At 49.3% G+C, this 19670-nt stretch carries 13 protein-coding genes; 6 read left to right on the top strand and 7 right to left on the bottom strand.

The window, feature by feature from the left end:
* Positions 1-429 precede the first annotated feature (429 nt).
* Positions 430-1929 carry a DUF3360 family protein gene (locus AC4PME_RS00380; RefSeq protein ID WP_491044557.1) on the top strand — a complete coding sequence of 500 codons (1500 nt, stop codon included), beginning with the start codon at positions 430-432 and terminating at the stop codon, positions 1927-1929.
* Here the strand turns inward: AC4PME_RS00380 and AC4PME_RS00375 are convergent, their stop codons facing one another.
* The 4 genes from AC4PME_RS00375 to AC4PME_RS00360 form a co-directional block, all read right to left on the bottom strand.
* A complete protein-coding gene (locus AC4PME_RS00375; RefSeq protein WP_491044558.1) occupies positions 1930-3339 on the bottom strand; it encodes a sensor histidine kinase in 1410 nt (469 codons plus the stop codon).
* On the bottom strand, positions 3336-4016 hold the full coding sequence (locus tag AC4PME_RS00370; RefSeq protein WP_119502252.1) for a response regulator transcription factor: 681 nt from the start codon (positions 4014-4016) through the stop codon (positions 3336-3338). The genes AC4PME_RS00375 and AC4PME_RS00370 overlap by 4 nt, the downstream gene beginning before the upstream one ends.
* A 141-nt stretch (positions 4017-4157) precedes the next feature.
* Positions 4158-5876, bottom strand: coding sequence for a bifunctional isocitrate dehydrogenase kinase/phosphatase (gene aceK / locus AC4PME_RS00365; protein WP_491044559.1), 1719 nt, complete (start codon positions 5874-5876; stop codon positions 4158-4160).
* 127 nt (positions 5877-6003) lie between these two features.
* Entirely contained in the window at positions 6004-6678 is a 675-nt protein-coding gene (locus tag AC4PME_RS00360) for an SDR family oxidoreductase (RefSeq protein WP_474843061.1), read from the bottom strand.
* A 385-nt stretch (positions 6679-7063) separates the two neighbouring features.
* Between AC4PME_RS00360 and AC4PME_RS00355 the strand changes: the two genes are divergently transcribed.
* Entirely contained in the window at positions 7064-9208 is a 2145-nt protein-coding gene (locus AC4PME_RS00355; RefSeq protein ID WP_491044560.1) for an acylase, read from the top strand.
* A gap of 22 nt (positions 9209-9230) precedes the next feature.
* On the opposite strand, the gene AC4PME_RS00350 is transcribed toward AC4PME_RS00355, so the two are convergent.
* A complete protein-coding gene (locus AC4PME_RS00350) occupies positions 9231-9524 on the bottom strand; it encodes a DUF2845 domain-containing protein (protein ID WP_491044561.1) in 294 nt (97 codons plus the stop codon).
* Positions 9525-9715: 191 nt separating this feature from the next.
* On the opposite strand from AC4PME_RS00350, the gene AC4PME_RS00345 reads away from it, so the two are divergent.
* The gene (locus AC4PME_RS00345; protein ID WP_491044562.1) at positions 9716-10822 is read left to right on the top strand and encodes a Fic family protein; all 1107 of its coding nucleotides are present in this window, start codon (positions 9716-9718) and stop codon (positions 10820-10822) included.
* Positions 10823-10926: 104 nt separating this feature from the next.
* On the top strand, positions 10927-11265 hold the full coding sequence (locus AC4PME_RS00340) for an FKBP-type peptidyl-prolyl cis-trans isomerase (protein ID WP_491044563.1): 339 nt from the start codon (positions 10927-10929) through the stop codon (positions 11263-11265).
* An 87-nt stretch (positions 11266-11352) separates the two neighbouring features.
* Here AC4PME_RS00340 and AC4PME_RS00335 read toward each other — a convergent pair whose 3' ends face one another.
* Complete coding sequence (locus AC4PME_RS00335; protein ID WP_349588563.1) at positions 11353-11895, bottom strand: NUDIX domain-containing protein; 543 nt, start codon at positions 11893-11895, stop codon at positions 11353-11355.
* Positions 11896-12254: 359 nt separating this feature from the next.
* Here AC4PME_RS00335 and AC4PME_RS00330 point away from each other — a divergent pair, with 359 nt between their 5' ends.
* Positions 12255-14819, top strand: coding sequence for a TonB-dependent receptor plug domain-containing protein (locus AC4PME_RS00330; RefSeq protein ID WP_491044564.1), 2565 nt, complete (start codon positions 12255-12257; stop codon positions 14817-14819).
* A gap of 70 nt (positions 14820-14889) precedes the next feature.
* Here the strand turns inward: AC4PME_RS00330 and AC4PME_RS00325 are convergent, their stop codons facing one another.
* The gene (locus AC4PME_RS00325) at positions 14890-16623 is read right to left on the bottom strand and encodes an alpha-amylase family glycosyl hydrolase (RefSeq protein ID WP_491044565.1); all 1734 of its coding nucleotides are present in this window, start codon (positions 16621-16623) and stop codon (positions 14890-14892) included.
* Positions 16624-17191: 568 nt separating this feature from the next.
* Between AC4PME_RS00325 and thrA the strand changes: the two genes are divergently transcribed.
* Positions 17192-19657 (top strand): bifunctional aspartate kinase/homoserine dehydrogenase I, encoded by a 2466-nt coding sequence (gene thrA, locus AC4PME_RS00320; RefSeq protein ID WP_491044566.1) that lies wholly within the window; start codon positions 17192-17194, stop codon positions 19655-19657.
* The last annotated feature ends 13 nt before the right edge of the window (positions 19658-19670 follow it).

Below are 19670 nucleotides of genomic sequence, written 5' to 3'. Positions count from 1 at the left end.
TTAAAAATTGTAAGAAAAGGCCTCTGATGCAGAGGTCTGAAACAGTGCGCGCACAGAACGACGCGACGGGAAGCGGGCATGCACTCAGATGTTGCGGTTGCCCGTTACAATTTTCGTTACGGCACGGTGGTGTTTTGGTTCAGCGGGCAGGTCAGAGATAGATGATCAGTACAGTTATTACGCTTAACAGCATCTATACGACTAATAGCTTATATCTTGGTGTTATCAAAATGTTAACTAAAGGTTCTCATTGTTACTTCTTTGCTGTGCTTTGTTAACGCAGGTTTCCCCGTTGCTTATTGTCTGGCGACGACCATTTATGTCCTTGAATGTTTATTTTGTGTTTATTTCTTCAAGTTATATTAACAATTGACGGGTGGTGTTTGCTCTAGGATGGCTTTTTTCTTAAGCCAGACATGCGGAGAAAGTATGGGATCAGGTAGCGGGTTTACAAACCCATCTTCAAATCATCAACAGCCTTCAACTTCAGATTACGCAGAACAACACAAGCCTTCTTCAGAGTTTTCAAGTCGGGATGAATACCTTGAGCATGAGTTACAAATCATGTCTCCAAAAAGGTGGCGGCCGAATTTGCCGTTCAGGGATTATCGCTTTGAGTGGGAAGACACGATTCCGGCACTCGCCGGCACCATTGGTAAGGTGGTGATGGTAGGTGCCATTGCTGCCACGTTTGCCGGTCAGTTGGGGCTTGGCGATGCATTTATCCTGGAGAACGTGCGTTACGAGCTGGTGATTGTGGCGTTCTTCATTTTACTGTTTTCCGGCTTTTTACTGCCCACCGCAAACCTTGCCGGTACTCACGGTCCGCTTATCCCGCTCATCCCTATAGTGGTTGCTGCCGGCGGACATCCCATGGCATTCGGACTGCTCATCGGGATCTTCGGTATGCTGCTGGCGATCAGTAAAGGCGGCAGTTTGCTGGCTAACCTGACCAGTAAAGGGGTGTGCGGGGGACTTCTGCTGTACCTGGGGTTTATCGGTACAACGTCTCAGGTGAAAAAGCTGTTTGCATGGGCGCAGGGTATAGATATGGCGCACATTGCCTTTGTGGTAATACTCAGCACAATTGTACTCTATGCTTTACTTGAACACTGGAAGAAGCGCTGGCTGGCAGTGCCGCTCAGTTGTCTGCTTGGCGGCGGGCTGGCCTTTTTGCTGGGCGCACCGTTTGAGTTTCATACCTCTCCGGGGTTGCCTAATATGAATCCGGCATACTGGTGGGGAGAAAACACCGGCTGGATGCTGGGCTTGCCGGGTATTGAGCAGTTCATCGTGGTGCTGCCTTTCGCGGTGCTGGCTGTGGCAATGTGGTCACCGGACTTTCTGGGACATCAGGTGTTTCAGAAAATCAGTTATCCGGCAAAAACTGAAAAAGTACAGATGAACATTGATGACACCATGGTGAGTGCAGCCACCCGCCAGGTGGCCGGTTCACTCATGGGAGGTGCTAACTTCACCTCTTCCTGGGGGACGTACATTGTTCCTGCTGCTATTGCCAAGCGTCCTATTCCCGCCGGCGCTATCTTAACGGCGCTGTTCTGTGTTGCTGCAGGTCTGCTGGGTTATCCCATGGATCTTGCTATCTGGGAGCCGGTGCTGTGTGTTGCACTGATTGTGGGCGTGTTTGTACCGTTACTTGAAGCGGGCATGGAAATGACCAGAGAGGGTAAAACCACCCAGTCGGCAGCCATCGTGGTATTTGCCTCATCACTGGTAAACCCTGCATTCGGATGGTCACTTACCATGCTACTGGATAATCTGGGCTTAATCGGATGTAAAGAACGTAGCGCGGAACTGTCAAAAATGAACCGCTGGATCATTCCCGGCATCATGTTCGTTGTTCTGACCAGTGTAATGGCGCTCGTCGGTTTGCTACCCGGCATTCCGGCTATTTTGAATCACGGCTGATTAATCTGCTGACGGTCGTTTTGCCTTTGTCTGCCGCAGGGGCAAACTCATCACAACACCGAACCCGCTGTGAGTACACAGCGGGTTATCGACAAACCAGAGCTTGCCGTAGTGAAGGGATGTGACAGCACTGACCATGGATAAGCCCAGACCATTGCCGGGCGTTGTACGGCTTTGTTCTGCACGGTAAAAGCGCCGGTCGAGGTTTTCAAATTCGCGGGGAGGAAGGCCTTTCCCGGAATCAAAAACAGCGATGATGATCCGGTGTGAGGTTTTCATCAGGTTAACTTCAATACGGCAGTTATTTTTGGCGTGTTTCAGGCTGTTATCCAGTAAATTGCTCAATGCCTGAAACAGCAGGTGCATATCACCTTCAATGTCAACGGGCTCGATATTGCAGGTCAGAGATACCTGCTGCTCTTCCACCAGAGGTTCGTATAAATCCACCACATCGGCAACAACAGTATGCAGGGCCACATTGTCGAATCCGGCACGCTGCCGCTCACTTTCCACGTCGGCAATACGCAGCAGGCCGTTAAAAATAGCCAGAAGGTTGTCGGCTTCAGCCAGCGCCTCGTCCCGTAACTCCCCTTCATCCATGCGTTCCAGTTTGCTGCGTAAGCGGGAAAGCGGGGTGCGTAAATCGTGGGCGATATTGTCTGAAACCTGTTTGATATTTTTTACCGAGTTTTCAATCTTATCCAGCGTTTTGTTAAACACGATAGCCAGTTTGCTTAAATCATCCCAGTTGCTGTCGATTTCCATGCGGGCACTGAGATCGCCGGTATCCATGATGTCGCTGGCCGTGTGAGACATGCGGTTGATTCTGTTCACCACATACAGGGCAACACCGAAGCTGAGTGCTGCAATCATCACCAGCATGACGGCGAAGATCCAGCCAAGAGCACGGCCAATTTTTTGTTTGCTGTACAGCGCTTCAACGTTGCGGGCTATAAAGATCTTATGATTGCCCAGAGTCACTACATCGTACAACAGGTTGCTGGCGTCCGGATTTTCTGTGCGCAGAGACATGTCTTCACGGAGATAATCAGGTAGCGACACCGGTACTATGGCCGGCATGGTGTCTGTGGTCAGTGGGGGAAGTTTCGACAGGTTTCCGGCCAGAATGGTGTTGTCCGGTCCGAGCAATGCAAGGAGTGAGTCGTTGTCAGAACTGGCGGCGCGGCCTTCAAGGCTGGAGGTGAGGGCGCTAAGTCCGCCCTGTGCATAAATTTCACCGAATGCAAAACGCTCTGCGGACAGGGCCGCGCGGGCTTCTGTAAGCAGTTTGTCGTCGTCAGACAACGACCAGAAATAAAGAATAAATAAAATGCCCGCAGAAGACAGGGCGGTAAATAATGCGCCTACCCTGAAGCTGGAACTGCGGGTAAACGCACCAATTGCTATCAAGCGATACCCTCTGAAATGCGGTAACCGGTACCGCGAACAGTTTCGATGAGGGGTATATTAAACGTTTTATCTACTTTTTGTCGTAACCGGCTGATATGAACGTCAATTAAATTGGTTTGCGGATCGAAGTGATAATTCCACACCCGCTCCAGCAGCATGCTGCGGGTCACCACTTTTCCGCGGTTTCTCAGCAAACATTCAAGCAGCTGGAACTCTTTGGCCTGCAAATCAATTTCCGTGTCGCCACGGGTTACTTTCCGGCGCAGCAAATCCAGGGTCAGGTCGCCCACCGATAATTCCGTTTCTTTCGCGCTGGTGGCAGTGCGGCCGGTTAAGCCTTCAGCCCGCGCAAGCAGCTCTTCAATGGCAAAGGGTTTGGTGAGGTAATCATTTGCGCCTGAGCGCAAGCCCCGCACCTTATCATCAACCTGACTCTTGGCACTTAAAAGCAGTACCGGTAAACCGGAAGACGAGGAACGGATGTTGTCCAACACCGTAAAGCCGTCCATCTCAGGTAACATGATATCTAAAATGACCAGATCGAATTGCTCATCAAGGGCACGGTTCAGTCCGCTTTTACCGTCACTTTGATGAAAGCATTCATGTCCGGCCGACTCAAGACCATTGCGGATGTGATCTGCAACGGTGTGATCATCTTCAATTATTAATGCTCTCATACGTGTGGTTCTACCATCAGAAATGTCAGTAACTAATACGCCATAAACGTACTTGCCTGATCACCAGAATAATCGATTTCCAGTTAAATTTAGTCTTTATGACAATCTTTTAATGATAGCAGACTGTGAGAAACTGATGATTCAGGTGCGCCGGTTACTGAAGCGCATGGCCGGATTGTACGGCGTAAAATTCTGAACTTCACCGCGGGCCGTAATTGCCTGCACACTTTGCCAGTATTCGGGCGTCATCAGATCGCCGTGATATTCTTTGAGGATGTCCTTGAATTGCTTTTTCCCCACAATAAAGTGTTCGAACTGTTCGGGGAATACATCATCGGGTGCCACGGAAAGGGTATCCAGAGCGTAAGGATCGTCGGACTTGGGCAGTGTTCTGAAGTTACGATCTTTCATCAGACAAATTTCATCGTAATCATAGAATATTACCCGGCCGCCTTTGGTGATGCCGAAGTTCTTGTGCAGCATATCGCCCGGGAATATATTCGCCAGCGCAATTTGTTTTATGCACAAACCCAGTTCGTAGATGGCGTGACGCAGTTTGTCTTCATCGGTTTCCTGAAGGAGATACAGATTAAGCGGGGTCATCTTCCGTTCAATGTACAGGTGACGGATGATAAGTTCGTCACCGGTAAATTCCAGGCTGGATGCGCAAGTGTCTTTCAGTTCCTGAATCAGGTCCGGATGCATGCGTGAAAGGGGGAAGCGGAAATTCACGTATTCATGGGTATCGGCCATTCTGCCCACACGGTCCGACATTTTTACCATCTTGTAGCAGTCTTTCACGTGCTGACGGGTAATTTTTTTGCTTTCTGCAAATTCATCTTTGATGATTTTGAACACCACGCCGTATGACGGCAGGTGGAACACCATCATCACCAGACCGCGGGTTCCCGGTGCCCGCTCAAAAATGTCGTCGCTGTTCTCCAGATGCTGCAGGTAATTGCGGTAAAACACGGTTTTACCGTGTTTGTGATGGCCCAGCGACATATACAATTCAAAATGCTTCTTGTGCGGCAGCAGCTCCTGCAAAAAGGCGGCGATTTCAGCGGGATACTGGGTATCCACCATAAAGTAGCTGCGGGCAAACCCGAAGATAACACTCAGATCCTGACGGTCGGTGAGCAGGGCGTCCACGTAAATTTCCTGATTGTCATTGGTATGCATGGAGATGACAAAGGGCAGGGTTTCGCCGGGCATGCAGATACGACCGATAAGGTAAGCCGATTTGCCACGATAAAATACCGGTTTAAGGATTTCCACCAGTTCCACGCTGGCCAGTCGTTCCTTATTCAGACGCTTGCGCAGCGCTGTTTCAAGGTGAGCCATATCACGTGGATAATCTTCGAAGGCAAGATTGAAGCGGTAAAGTTTATAAATAGATTCATACATTTGCGCCACGGTTGTCGTGGTGTCGAGGCTGTTAATCACCTGCGCCCTGTCGCGGCCGGGAAGAAAGCACCTGCTGGGCAGTACAAACATCACGTCATTATCGAAGCTCTGGTGACGGAACAGACGGCCGATGATGGAATTATAAAATGTTTCAGCCAGCTCAAACTGGGGATGGGTTTCAAGGTGGCGGGTGAATGACTCCTTTAATTCCTGCCAGAAGCTGCGATCCCGCTGGTGGACTTCCACCAGGTGATAGATATCAGCTACCGCGTCGGAAACACTTTTTTCATAAATGTTCAGTCTGTCTCTGGACGCGGTTTGGGTGGCAGACCACTCGCCATTTTCAAAGCGCTCTTTTGCGCCACGGGTTATACGGGTGAACCACCGGTAACTTTTATCAAAGTGGGTAAGAATTTGAAATGCGATTTTTTTCGCCAGGCGGGTATCTGTCATGGCCGGTGCTCATTAAACTTTTACACCATAACCCTAGCACATGGCGTGTCAGGGCAGTAACACTCTGGTGAATAGTAATTATAAGTCTGTCAGCAATCAGACAGACTTATATTACTACCTGTGACACTCAGTTAGCCGGCATTAGATAGATTTCCCGTACACTATTGCGCGGATCTGCATTGATGGCAAAAGCAACAGCATCTGCTACATCTTCAGGTTGAAGTTTATCTTCTTTGGGTTCGTCAAAGAACGGCGTATTGACCATGCCGGGGCATATTGTGGTACACCGGCCCTGCCATTCTTTCATTTCTTCGGCAAGGTTCATGCCGAAGCCATAGGCAAACCACTTAGTCGCTCCGTACACTGACCCTTTAATTGACACTTTACCGGCCGCAGAACTGGTGAGCAGGAAATGGCCCTTTGTTTCTTTCAGATGTGGAAGCGTTAGCTTAGCTGTCCAGAGCAGCGCCTTAATATTGATATCAACCATGGTATCCCATTCCTCAGGATCACCATTTTGAGTGCCAGCGGCGTTCACACCCTTGCCGGCATTAGCGAAAACGGCATCCAGGCGTCCGAAATGGTCAACACCAGTTTTTACTACCTGTGAAAGTGCCTCAAAATCCGTGGCATCAGCAGCCACAGCAAGGACGTTTTGAGAGCCAAGCTCATCGGTCAACTTTTCAAGTTTATCGCTACTTCGTGCAGTGATAATCAATCTATGGCCACCGGCAACTAACTTTCTGGCTGTTGCTTCACCAATGCCACTGGATGCGCCGGTTATCAGTACCACTTTACTCATCGTCAACTCCTTCCTTTCGGGTGAATTTTTTCAAGTTAATGTTGGTACTTATGGGAGAGAAAGTTTGATCATGACTCAACTGACAGGGCAGCAGCATGCCCATTTTTTATTGCGAACCTGCTCTTAGTAATGATAGTTTGGTATCAAATAAGAAATACCTTGCCTTAATCATGAATGTCATTCACTGGCGGGGATTTTTGTGTCTGAAAATAATAAAGAAAGTTCTGTATTCTTCCGTTTGGCAGTAAGTAAAAACACGCAAGCGCGCGGTTTAAAATCTGCCTTTCTCTTATCAAAATTCATTTCGAAAGTATCAGCTATGTATCGCAGGGGAAGCACAGCCGCTTTCCTCCGCACATACAGAACTCAGGGGCAGACACCTGCCATGAAACTTTTAATTAAATTCTGGCTGGTTACCGCCAGCTGCTATCTCCTCGGGTGCTCTCCTGCACCGGAGGAAACCACCTCTGTTGAGCAACCTGCTGAATCAACCGGCACCGAAATCCGCTGGGATGGTTACGGTGTTCCGCATATCTATGGTGACAGTGCGGAATCGGTTTTCTACGGCTTTGGCTGGGCGCAGGCAGAAAGTCAGGGAGATATCATTCTCCGGCTTTATGGCCAGGCGCGCGCGAAAGGCGCGGAATATTGGGGCGCAGACTATGAGTCCACAGATAAATGGCTGATTGCCAACGGCGTGCCTGAACGGGGCGAAAAGTGGTATCAGGCTCAGGAGCCGGATTTCAAAGCCGTTCTGGATGCGTTTGCACAAGGTATCAACGATTACGCTGAGGCACATCCGGAAAATCTGGATCAGGACGTGCTGAAAGTGCTTCCCTTAACCGGTGCTGATGTGGTGACTCACGCCCACAGGCTGATGAATTTCATCTATGTCGCTAACGAGAGCAAAATCATCGGTGACCGTGCGCCGCCGGTGAAAAACGGCTCCAATACTTATGCGGTGATGCCGTCGAAGTCAAAGAGCGGTAATACCCTGTTGCTGCAGAACCCGCATCTGCCATGGGCATCCGGTTTCTTCACGTATTATGAGTCCCACCTGACCGGACCAGACTTTGAAATGTACGGTGCTACTCAGGTAGGTCTGCCGGTTATCCGCTTTGCCTTCAACCAGAATATGGGCATTTCCAATACAGTGAACAGCATGCTGGGAGCAACCTCTTACTTGCTGACACTGAAAGACGACGGTTACGTGTATGACGGCGAAACGCTGCCGTTTGAAGCAGAAACTAAGCACTATAAGGTGCTGCAGGAAGATGGCTCCTTTGAGGATAAAACCCTTGAGCTGAGACAGTCCGTGCATGGTCCTGTGTTTGTTCGGGATGACGGTGTAACCATCGCTCTGCGCGTTGCCGGTCTTGACCGTCCTTTCATGCTGCAGCAGTACTACGACATGCTTCAGGCAAAGAACTTTGATGAGTTTCAGTCCATCATGAAGCGCCTGCAAATTCCTACCTTCAACATCACCTACGCGGATAAAGCTGGCAACATCGAGTATCTGGATAACGGTATTCTGCCGAAACGCAAACAGGGAGATTTAGATTTCTGGCAGGGGTTGGTACCCGGCGACAGTTCTGAGTATCTCTGGACCGAAGTGCACACCTATGAAGAACTGCCAAAAGTGATTAACCCTGACAGCGGGTTCGTGCAGAACGCTAACGATCCACCTTGGCTTGCGACCTATCCTGTAGTGTACAAACCTGAAGATTTCCCAGCTTATGTCGCTCCTAAAGGCCCGATGTCATACCGGGCACAGGGCGCGGTTAAGCGTATGGCGGAGTCCGGTAAGCTGTCTTTTGCTGAGTTTGAGGTAATGAAAACCTCCACATACTCATTGATGGCAGAACGTCTGATGGATGAGCTTCTTACTGAAGCCAGAAATAGTGACGATCCGGAAATTCAGCAGGCGGTTACCCTGTTTGAGAACTGGGACAAAACTTTCAGCGAAGACAGCCGTGCCGGATATCTGTTCGAGGAGTGGGCAGCACAGTTTGCCGGTCCCCGTCCGCGATTCAGCAGCGAAGCGAATTATGTTGAGGGCTGGAGTATGGACAAGCCGCTGTCTACGCCTTACGGCATCAAGGATCCGGCTCAGGCTGTCGTGATGCTGAAAACGGCTATTGAGAATACCAAAGCTAAATATGGCAGAATGGATCCGGTATTCGGGGAAATTTCACGCTTCCGCATTCTCGATAAAGACGTTGCCGGTCACGGTGGCTACGGAAACCTGGGGGCGTTTAACGTAATCACCTGGGTCGATCCTGATGAGGATGGTATCCGCGAGCCCTATCACGGTGAAACCTGGATTTCGATGATTGAGTTCTCTACGCCGGTCAAAGCTAAAGGCCTTATGGCCTACGGTAACTCTCGCCAGAAAGGCTCTGAGCATTATTCTGACCAGCTAGAACTGCTGAAAAATGAGCAGTACCGGCCGTTCCTGTTGCTACGGGATGAAATTGAAAAGAATACTGTTAACACAGAGCATATCGACGGTAATTTCGATAAAAATTAGCAACCAGAGTTTCATGTTATGACTACTGACGCGGTCCGTCAGCGATTTTGATTAATTTACCATTGTGAAAATCGAGCAGGCGCAGAAATTTACCGTTACCTATGTCATAAATGTAGCGGGTTACCTTGACGTAATCGTCCCGCTTGCGAATAAAACCGAGATCTTCCTGCGAATCCGGCTGGCCACACTTCTGAATGACGTCATAGGTACTTTCTCCTTCCAGTACCAGCTTTGTTCCGCACCGCAAACCATTAGCGCTGGTCGCGCTTGAAAGCAGTAGGGTAGCGGCCAGAAGTTGGCTCTTTCTTATGCGCATGGTAGCTCCTTGCTGACAGTTTTTTGAAAAAACACGCCTCCACTATAGCGCACCGGCAACTGTTTCCGAAGACCACTCGCCATTTTCAAAGCGCTCTCTCTCGCATTGCACGGGTTTCTGATTTGATTAATGCACTTATTCTGATTAAATTATGATTAGAATAGGCTCGTCAATCGAATCAGAGAGCAATTATGTGGATATGGCAACAACCAGAATGGCCTGATTTTACGTGGAATGCAGATGTCATTGAGCCGCTCCTCCGGAAAGTCAGATTAAATCTGGGAATTCTCATCGGAAAAATGTTGAGCCAGCCTGTCGAAGAAAAACAGCGAATGCTGGACACTTTTCTGGCAAATATTGTCCATTCGAGTGCTATCGAGGGAGAGAATATTAATGCATTTTCAGTAAGATCGTCACTGGCCGCAAAACTGGGACTTAATGAAAAAACGCCTTATCCTACTACAGCGCAGACAGACGGGTTGGCGGAAATCATAGTTGATGCGATTGAGGAGTATGAAAAGCCGTTAACCCTTGAGAGGATTTTACGGTGGCACAGCCTGTTGTTTTCGGGAGAGGATAATTTTCTTCATCGTATTGAGGGGGGAGTGCTCAGAGGAAGTAGTCCCATGCAAGTCGTTTCAGGCAGGCTGGAAAAACCTGTTGTAAATTTTGAAGCCCCCGCGCGAATACATTTAGAGCCGGAACTTTCCGGGTTCATTTCCTGGTTCAATGAGTCCCGTGATGCGTCTTTTCCTGACCCCATAATTCGTGCGGCAATTACCCATTTCTGGTTTGTAACAATCCACCCGTTTGAAGATGGTAACGGTCGCATTACCCGCTTACTGACAGATCTTGCATTAGCGCAGGCTGAAAACCAGTCTGTACGATTTTACGCGATGTCTGTAAGTATACTGAAACGGCGTGCCAGTTATTACGACACACTTGAAAGAAGCCAGAAGGGAACCATGGACATAACTGACTGGGTGAAATGGTTTCTCGAAACACTTGATGACACGTTTAGTCAAGTAATGTGTGATATTGAACAACTCATATTCAAAAGCAGGTACTGGCGATCTGTTGATCAGTCTGTGTTGAATCCTGCACAAGTAAAGGTGTTGAACAAGATGCTGGATGGTGACTTTGCAGACGGGATTAACACTACTCAATATCATCGTGTCGCGAAAGTAAGTAAACCAACCGCTACCCGTCATCTGGCTTTCCTCGTAGAACAAGGCTGTCTGGTTAAGGCTGGTGGCGGCAGAAGTACCCGATACAAATTGAGTGATAAGTTTAGCTAATTGAACATCCACTATAGCGCACCGGCTACAGCAATGCCTGCCATTCCTCCGGATCGCACAATCGGTTACCATTGCAGCATGATTGATTACAGGACATCAGTAGTATGAGTGCAGAAATTAAGTTTGAAGACGTGGTGACAGGAGAAGGGCGTGAAGCGAAGAAAGGCGCGTTAATTACCGCCCACTATCGCGGACAGCTGGCAGACGGCACTGAGTTTGACTCCTCTTATGAAAAGGGGCGTCCGTTTCAAACCGTGTTATCTAAAAATAAAATTATTCAGGGCTGGTTTTTGGGTATTCAGGGAATGAAAGAGGGAGGTAAACGCAAACTCTGGGTACCAGCGGAACTGGGCTACGGCGACCGGCAAGTCGGCAAAATTCCCGCCGGCAGCGATTTGTATTTTGAAATTGAATTGATTGAAGCGCTTAACCGGGATGATTAATCGTATCAATTCGAAGGCGCTTGAGTTTGCTAAAGCAGCATGCTTCCGCTGAATTCATCAGCGGAAGTGCGATACACAGGAAGATAGTTAAATAAGTCCTTTCAGACGCGCCAACCCCAGCGCATTGCAGGTGGTGGCATCAAGGATTTCACCTTTTTTAATCATCTCATCCAGATCGGATAAAGCAATGCGGTGGCAGGTCAGGCCTTCTTCTTCAGGGTCGAGGTTCTGCTCGGTCATGGTAAAATCTGTGGCAATCCAGATATGATACCCCTGATTACAAAAACCGTAAGCTAAATACTGATAACCCACGTGAGTCCAGTTTTTTGCCAGCAGACCCGTTTCTTCCTGTAGTTCGCCGGCAGCTAGTTCTGCCGGATCGGCCTGGCCATTCTCTTCCCAGGTGCCCTGGGGAAATTCCAGCTGACGCTTTTCAACCGGGTAACGGTATTGTTCTACCATGTACACGTATCCGTCCTGCACGGGGATAACAACGGTGAAGTCCGGTTTTTCCATCACGCTGTAAATGCCTTGCTGGCCACTCGGGCGCTCGATGGCATCTTCTCTCACCCGCATCCACTTATTTTCATACACCACTTTGCTCGACAGGGTTTTGATTTCTGCTGACATCGGTTTTAGCTCCTGAGTTGTTTCTATGTATTTGAACATCTTAGTTCCCGGGCTCCACAGAGATTCATCGGTTATTTTTGTTTATCTGCCGAGGAATAAATTAATATTTCAAACTCCGGCTTCAGTTAACTCATTATTTATGATTTACTCCGCCCGCAGCACTACTGACCAGTTGTTCAGGTTTTAACCTGATCGTTCTTCATGCTGCCATGCATATAATTCTAAGAGTCTCATCAAGGCTCATCAAAGGGCTTTCGGGCCGTACCCTGACTTCAGAAACGGATGCCATGACATCCCGCTTATCAATTCCGATAAGGCGTATTTTCGATTCAATAATAAATTCTTAGGGAACACTTTTTATGTTACAGGACAAATCCCGGTCGTCTGCATTTCGACTATCTCTTCTTTCTGCCGCAATCATCGGATTACCGTTAGCCGTTTCTTCTCAGGCCGTCGCTCAAGAGCAAACTGATCCGGCTGCAGATGCCAGTCTGGAAAAAATTCAGGTAGTGGGTTCACGCCGCGTGGGACGCACAGTGAATGATTCACCGGTGCCTATCGATATCATTGATGCGTCCGCTATTGCTGCGACAGGTTTAACTGAAACCAACATGATTCTGAATAACCTGCTGCCCAGCTTTAACTTTCCGCAACCTTCTATGACCGATGGTACTGACCACGTACGTCCTGCACAGCTGCGCGGTCTGGCTCCTGACCACACTCTCGTTTTAGTTAACGGTAAGCGCAGGCATACCAGCGCACTGTTAAACCTGAACGGTTCTGTTGGCCGGGGTTCTTCTGCGGTGGATTTAAATGCGATTCCGGCTAACGCCATTAAGCGTATTGAAGTATTGCGTGACGGTGCGGCTGCCCAGTATGGCTCTGATGCTATCGCAGGTGTGATTAATATCGTACTGAAAGATGCCAGCGAAGGCGGCGAAGTGTCTGCCACCTACGGTGCCAACGTGACTACAATGGACGGTGTGCCGGAGTTAACCGGAGTCAGTGTCGGTGATAATGGTGATCTTGCTTTCCAGACCGGCTCAGACCGCTCTTTAACGGATGGTCAGACAGCCACTCTGCGCGGCAACATCGGCTTCGAATGGGGCAATGATGGTTTTGTGAATGTGTCTGCTGAATACCGCGACCGGGGCCAGGCCAACCGTGCCGATTACGATCCCCGTGAAAACTATGCCCGCGACGAAGAAGGTAATCTTGATCCCCGTGAGTTAACGGTGGACCGTTACAATCATGTATTCGGCAATGGTGACGTGGAAGACTATGCGCTGTTTGTGAATGCCGGAAAAGCGATTAACGATAAGGTTGAGTTTTACGGAACAGCCGGCGCCAGTAAGCGTAATTCTGTCAGCGGCGGCTTCTACCGCAGAGCACAGGATTCACGGAACATTACATCCATTTATCCTGACGGTTTCCTGCCGCAAATTACCACTGATATCAAAGATTCGTCTGTACTGGCCGGTATCAAAGGTTATGACGAAGTCTGGAATTACGATTTATCTGTCACTCATGGTGAAAACGAGCTGGAATACGGTGTCGCCAATTCTCTGAATACGTCTTTGGGCCCTGACAGCCAGACAAGTTTTGACGCCGGCTCTTTAGAGTATCAAACCACTGTGGTGAATGCAGATGCGTCACGCCTGGTTGATACCGGTGTATTCTACAGCGAAATGAACTTCGCCATGGGCGCAGAGTACCGTCATGAAAGCTATGAAATTACCGCAGGTGAGGAAAGCTCTTACATTCAGGGGACGTTCGGTCCCGGCGGTGCGGTTTCTGCAGATGGCTCTTTGGGTGCGGCAGGTTCCCAGGTATTTCCGGGTTTCACACCGGAATCGGCGGGCAAGAACAGCCGCCACAACTACAGCTTGTATGTCGATTTGGAAGCAGATGTACTTGAGCAGTGGAACGTTGCTGTTGCGGGCCGTTTTGAAGACTATTCCGATTTTGGCAGCACCTTTAACTGGAAGTTGTCTAACCGGGTAACAGTGACGGATGAATTTGCTTTGCGCGCATCGGTATCTACCGGTTTCCGCGCTCCGTCATTACAGCAACAACATTTCACTGCCATTTCTACCGTTTTTGTAGACAGTGTTCCGGTAGAAACAGGTACCTTTGCACCGTCCAGTGATGTTGCGCAGGCGCTGGGCAGTCCCGGTCTGGATGCAGAAGAGTCAGTTAACTACAGCGCAGGCTTTACCTGGTCACCGTCTGCAGATTTTAACCTGACAGTCGATTTCTACCGCATCGATATTGACGACCGCATTGTGTTGTCAAACAACCTGTCCGGCGATGCAATCGAGGCGCTACTTGAAGGCACCGGCGCGACCAGCGCGCGTTTCTTCTTAAATGCGATTGACTCCCGTACGCAGGGTGTCGATATTGTGTCAACGTATACGCTGGACACAGCAGAGTGGGGCGCATTTAACTTCAATGCCGGCATAAACTTTAACGACAACGAAGTCACCCGCGTTATCGATGCGCCGGATGTGCTGCAGGGCGCCGGTTTTGACCAGAGTAACTTATTCTCTGATGTCGAGTTGCGCCGGTTCGAAACGGCTTCGCCTGAAAGTAAAGTTAATTTAGGCGTCACCTGGTCGTTTGACCGCTACACCACAACGTTAAGAACAACCCGTTACGGTGAAGTGGAAGATCCGTCCTCCACGGCTGAACTGAATGAAATCATTCCGGCAGAGTGGGTAACCGATTTGGACATTAATGTAGCGTTAACGGAAGGGTTGTCTGTGTCTGTGGGCGCAAACAACGTATTTGATGTGTATCCTGAGGCAAGCCGCTACACGGTTGAAGCGCCGACCACCTTTACTTACATCATGCCTTATTCAGGCTTTTCGCCTTACGGCTTTACCGGCCGCTATGTATACGGAAAAATCACTTACCGTTTCTGATGATGTGAACTGGTAATTACCAGCCTGATATACGCGGTGCACACAATGCACCGCGTTTTTCGTTCCGGCCTCAGCTGCCGGAAAATATCATCGCACTGTAAGCCGTAAGATGGATAAGGTTGTCGTTCAGTTGCACATCGTTTGTTGTAATGCCGTCCTGCCAGGCAAACAGGCAGGCTGCATCCGGCGGCATGCCATTTAACCGGTATCCTTCCACATCAGCGCCTGAAAAATTAATCATGACATAGACGTGTTTGTCATCGAGGCCATTGCTTCGTTTGTAGATCAGCACTTTGTTGTCATCGTCCTTATGCACAATTTCTGTGGCACCGCCGGTTAATGCTGCACTGTTGCCGTTTTTGTTGGTACGTAAACCGACCAGTTGCGTAAATGCTTCTGCATACTCAGCAAAGCGGGTTTTGCGTTCCCAGTCGATATCACTGGTATCATCGAACCAGCCGGACTCTTTGAAATCCTGCCCCTGAAACAGCATAGGAATACCCGCGGTTGTGAGGGTAAGGACGCCGGCTAAAATGCCTTTCTGACGGGCAAAGTAGTTGTCATCCACACCGCCCGGCGCTACTTCCTCAACCAGTCTGGCCTGACCGTTAGCGACTTCATCATGGGATTCGCTATAGACCACTCTGGCAAACGGGTTTCCGCTGACCACTCTGGTAATCGCGTTAACCACCGTGCTCAAATCGACATAACTGTCTTCTGTTTTTGTCAGCGTATCGCGGACAGGATGAACGAAACCTGCTGCCCACTGTGCTGTATAGCCGCAACCGCCTTTGTCTAAAGGATCGGTAATGTACTCATGACTGTGAAGATCTTCAGCAATGGTCATTTTACCCGGGCAGGACGTCTGAATACGGTGATTGATGGTTTTAATCAGATCGTAGGCTTCCGGGATATCGTCATCGCCGGTATCGGCACCGGAAACACTGCGCATATAAGGCACCATATCCATCCGCAATCCGTCAGCTTTGAATTCGTTCAGCCACATCAGTGCATTGTCGGTGAGATAGTCCCGCACCTCCTGACGGCCATAGTCTGGTCGTGTATCTCCCCATGGCGTGGCGCTGCGGTAATCATTGTAGAAATAAATGCCGCCTTTATCGTTCTCGTGCCAGCCGTCAAACTGCCAGATATCCAGGTCGCTCGGGCCTAAATGGTTGTAAACCACATCAAGGATCACACCGATCCCCATGCCGTGAGCTGAATCGATAAAGGCTTTCAGTCCGTCAGGACCACCGTAGGCTTCTTCTACTGCAAAGGGATAGGCAGGGTTATAGCCCCAGCTTATATCCCCGGCGAATTCATTCACAGGCATGAGTTCAACCATCGTCACGCCCAGCGCTTTCAACTCAGGCAGCTTTTCTATGGCCGATGCAAATGTGCCGTGGCCATCTTCGGGTTTATTAAACGTGCCAATATGCATTTCATAAATGACGCGCTCATGAAGGGGGGCGGATTTAAATTGTGTGTGTTGCCACTGATATTCATCATCGTAAATAACACTGTTTCCCACACTGTTTGTGACCTTTCGGGCACGGGGATCGTTTTTTAATAACAGCTCATCCTGCAAGGTGGTAATAGCAAACTTGTATTCATCACCGTTTTTCGCGTTGTCGGCAAAACCAACCCAGATTCCGCCTTCACGGGATTCCAGAGGATTTGCAGTCTCATCCCATTCATTAAATGTTCCGGTTACACATACAGATTTGGCGTTCGGCGCCCACACTGCAAACTGATAACCTGACTCTGCCTGGCTGACGCCTAAAACTCCGTTAAACGCTGACATAAGGACTTTCTCCGGGAAAAATAAAATCTGATAGGCATGTGTAAGCTGAGATAGCAAAGACAGTGCCGCAACGCGCCGGACGTTGTACCGGAGAGTACGGCCCTTTTTTATGCACTAATGATATGAAAAATATAAAGTTATTCCCGCGCAGAATTCCATTGCCCTGGCCTGAACGGGGTGCCCATTGGGCTCCGGAAGAAAAAATTACGGAATGCTCCGGCAAAATGTACGCAATGAAATTCCCGTTTTTCCTGTCAAAATATGATGAATCGCAATATGAAAAGGCAGAAAAAGGCTCTCTTTAGGAGTAAATTGTCTGTTCTGACGGTGTTTTACGCAGAAAAAGCAAAATCGCGGTTGACAGATAGACGTCTATACGGCAAATTGTCCGTATGAAAACAATGATTAGCACCACCGGCACGATGATTATTACCACCTCTTTGAGGGCGGTCGCTGGCTAGTGCGCAACATTGCAACCAGACATCGAAAGCCCGCCCTCACCAGGAGCGGGTTTTTTTTTACGCAATTGAGCGTTGATGTAGCAAAATAAAACCGAAAGGAGCATTACATGAAAGTCTTAAAGTTTGGTGGATCTTCTCTGGCCGACGCACCCCGATACCTGCGTGTGACCGGGATTTGTATGACCACCCACCAAACCGATGGCGCAGCAGTAGTGCTTTCTGCGCCAAAGGGCGTGACCAACGCGCTTTCTTCTCTTTGTGAACAGGCTGCCGCAGGGGATGACTTCCAGCCTCTGTTCGAAAAGTTGGAGCAAACTGTTCAGGGTATTGCTGACGAATTAAACACCACCTTAGATAACTTCGCCCACGACCACGTTTCTTCATTTATCTCAGAGCGCTTGTCTGCGCTTAAGCAACAACTGGAAGGCATTAAGTTGCTTGGTTGTGCTCCGGATTCTGTGGCTGCCGGCATCTTAAGTATCGGCGAATACATCAGTGTGACGCTGTTCAGTGCGATTTTGCAGAGTAAAGGTGTGGTTAACAGTATCATCGACCCGGTCGAATACGTGCTGGCACACGGCGAATATCTCGACAGCATTGCTGATGTGGCAATGAGTAAAGCTCGTTTCAGTGACGTAAAGAACGACGGTTCAGTACTACTGGTTATGCCCGGCTTTGTTGCAGTTAATGAAGAGGGTGAAAAAGTCACGCTCGGCCGTAACGGTTCTGATTACTCTGCTGCCATCCTTGCGGCCTGTATCGACGCAGACTGCTGTGAAATCTGGACGGATGTAGACGGTGTTTATAACGCTGACCCGAATCAGGTTGAAGGGGCAGTATTACTTGATAAGCTGACTTATCAGGAAGCCATGGAGCTGTCTTACTTCGGTGCCAAAGTACTGCACCCGAAAACCATAGGTCCTATCGCTCAGCATCACATTCCCTGCCTGATCAAAAACACCCTGAATCCTTCTGCGCCCGGCACGCTAATCAGTAACGAAGCCAGCGAGAAATGGACGTCAGTGAAAGGTATTTCGCAGCTCGATAACATCACGATGTTTAATGTTGCCGGACCTGGCCTCAAAGGCATGGTAGGCATGGCAAGCCGTGTATTTGAGGTGATGAGTAATGCCAATATCTCCATCAGCCTGATCACCCAGTCCAGCTCGGAATACAGCATCAGCTTCTGTATACAGGAAAAAGATGCGGCCCGTGCACAGCAACTGCTGGAAGATGCCTTTGCTCTGGAACTGCAAAACCAGTTGCTTGATCAAATTGAAGTGCGTCACGACTTAGCCATTGTTACTCTGGTCGGTGATGGAATGCGTCACACAAAAGGCCTGGCAGCCCGGTTCTTTGCTGCACTGGCGCAAGCCCGTGTGAACAACGTAGCCATTGCTCAGGGATCTTCAGAGCGTTCCATCTCTACGGTTATCGAAGCGAAAAAGGCGAAGAAGGCGGTACGGGTTATTCACCAGAACTTCTTCTCCGATCGCCACACCATTGACGTATTCCTGGTTGGCTGCGGTAACGTAGGTACAGAATTGCTGGGTCAGATTGCCCGTCAGCAACCTGCACTGTTAAAGCGCAATATTCAGTTACGTGTATATGGTATTGCCAACAGCCGCAAACTGCTGCTTAACGCGCAGGGCATTGATGTGTCAGGCGACTGGCAGTCTGCACTGGCAGCTTCTGAGGAGTCGTTAAGTGTTGAGCGTTTACACCAGTTTGTTAACAGCAACAGTCTGGTAAATCCGGTGATTGTTGATTGTACCAGTCACGAAGCGGTAGCTTCACAGTACGTGGATATGATGGAGCAGGGCTTCCACGTAGTGACACCTAACAAAAAAGCCAACACCGACACCATGGCGTATTACCGTCAGCTGCGCAGAACCGCGCAGAATACAAATCGCCAGTATTTATATGAAACTACCGTCGGTGCGGGCTTGCCGGTTATCGATAACCTGCAGAAATTGTTTGCTGCCGGCGACGTGCTGCATCAGTTTGAAGGCATTTTATCCGGTAGCTTATCCTATGTATTCGGTAAGCTTGAAGAAGGTATGAGCTTGTCACAGGCTACCAGTGCAGCAAAAGTAAATGGCTATACCGAGCCGGATCCACGTGATGACTTAAGCGGCATGGACGTGGCCCGTAAACTGCTGATCATGGCACGTGAAGCCGGCCTGGTGCTTGAACTGTCTGATATTCAGATTGAATCTGTGTTACCGGAAGGTTTTGCAGAAGGTGCATCAATTGATGAGTTTATGCAGCAGTTACCTGAGCTGGATGCCGCATTTGGTCAGCGCGTGGAAGAGGCCAAAGCCAACGACAGTGTGTTGCGTTATATCGGCAGTATCGATGGTGACAAGTGTAAGGTAACCATTCAGGCGGTGCCGCTTTCGCATCCTCTTGCTGCGGTGAAAGACGGTGAGAACGCGCTGGCAATCAGCAGTGACTATTACCAGCCAATTCCTTACGTTATCCGCGGCTACGGAGCGGGTGGTACGGTAACCGCTGCCGGTGTGTTTGCTGATATTCTGCGTACCATGCCGTGGAAACAAATGGCGCTGTAATTGAAGGATGAGT

The sequence above is a fragment of the Alteromonas sp. genome (assembly GCF_984505615.1).
The sequence above is the reverse complement of the archived record's forward strand: the minus strand, read 5'-3'. Positions and strand labels throughout refer to the sequence as shown.

What these genes read in the sequence shown, in the direction of transcription:
- AC4PME_RS00380 (WP_491044557.1), top strand. Translation starts at nt 430, where the DNA reads ATGGGATCAGGTAGCGGGTTTACAAACCCATCTTCAAATCATCAACAG.
- AC4PME_RS00370 (WP_119502252.1), bottom strand. Translation starts at nt 4,016, where the DNA reads ATGAGAGCATTAATAATTGAAGATGATCACACCGTTGCAGATCACATC.
- aceK (WP_491044559.1), bottom strand. Translation starts at nt 5,876, where the DNA reads ATGACAGATACCCGCCTGGCGAAAAAAATCGCATTTCAAATTCTTACC.
- AC4PME_RS00360 (WP_474843061.1), bottom strand. Translation starts at nt 6,678, where the DNA reads ATGAGTAAAGTGGTACTGATAACCGGCGCATCCAGTGGCATTGGTGAA.
- AC4PME_RS00355 (WP_491044560.1), top strand. Translation starts at nt 7,064, where the DNA reads ATGAAACTTTTAATTAAATTCTGGCTGGTTACCGCCAGCTGCTATCTC.
- AC4PME_RS00350 (WP_491044561.1), bottom strand. Translation starts at nt 9,524, where the DNA reads ATGCGCATAAGAAAGAGCCAACTTCTGGCCGCTACCCTACTGCTTTCA.
- AC4PME_RS00345 (WP_491044562.1), top strand. Translation starts at nt 9,716, where the DNA reads ATGTGGATATGGCAACAACCAGAATGGCCTGATTTTACGTGGAATGCA.
- AC4PME_RS00340 (WP_491044563.1), top strand. Translation starts at nt 10,927, where the DNA reads ATGAGTGCAGAAATTAAGTTTGAAGACGTGGTGACAGGAGAAGGGCGT.
- AC4PME_RS00335 (WP_349588563.1), bottom strand. Translation starts at nt 11,895, where the DNA reads ATGTCAGCAGAAATCAAAACCCTGTCGAGCAAAGTGGTGTATGAAAAT.
- AC4PME_RS00330 (WP_491044564.1), top strand. Translation starts at nt 12,255, where the DNA reads ATGTTACAGGACAAATCCCGGTCGTCTGCATTTCGACTATCTCTTCTT.
- AC4PME_RS00325 (WP_491044565.1), bottom strand. Translation starts at nt 16,623, where the DNA reads ATGTCAGCGTTTAACGGAGTTTTAGGCGTCAGCCAGGCAGAGTCAGGT.
- thrA (WP_491044566.1), top strand. Translation starts at nt 17,192, where the DNA reads ATGAAAGTCTTAAAGTTTGGTGGATCTTCTCTGGCCGACGCACCCCGA.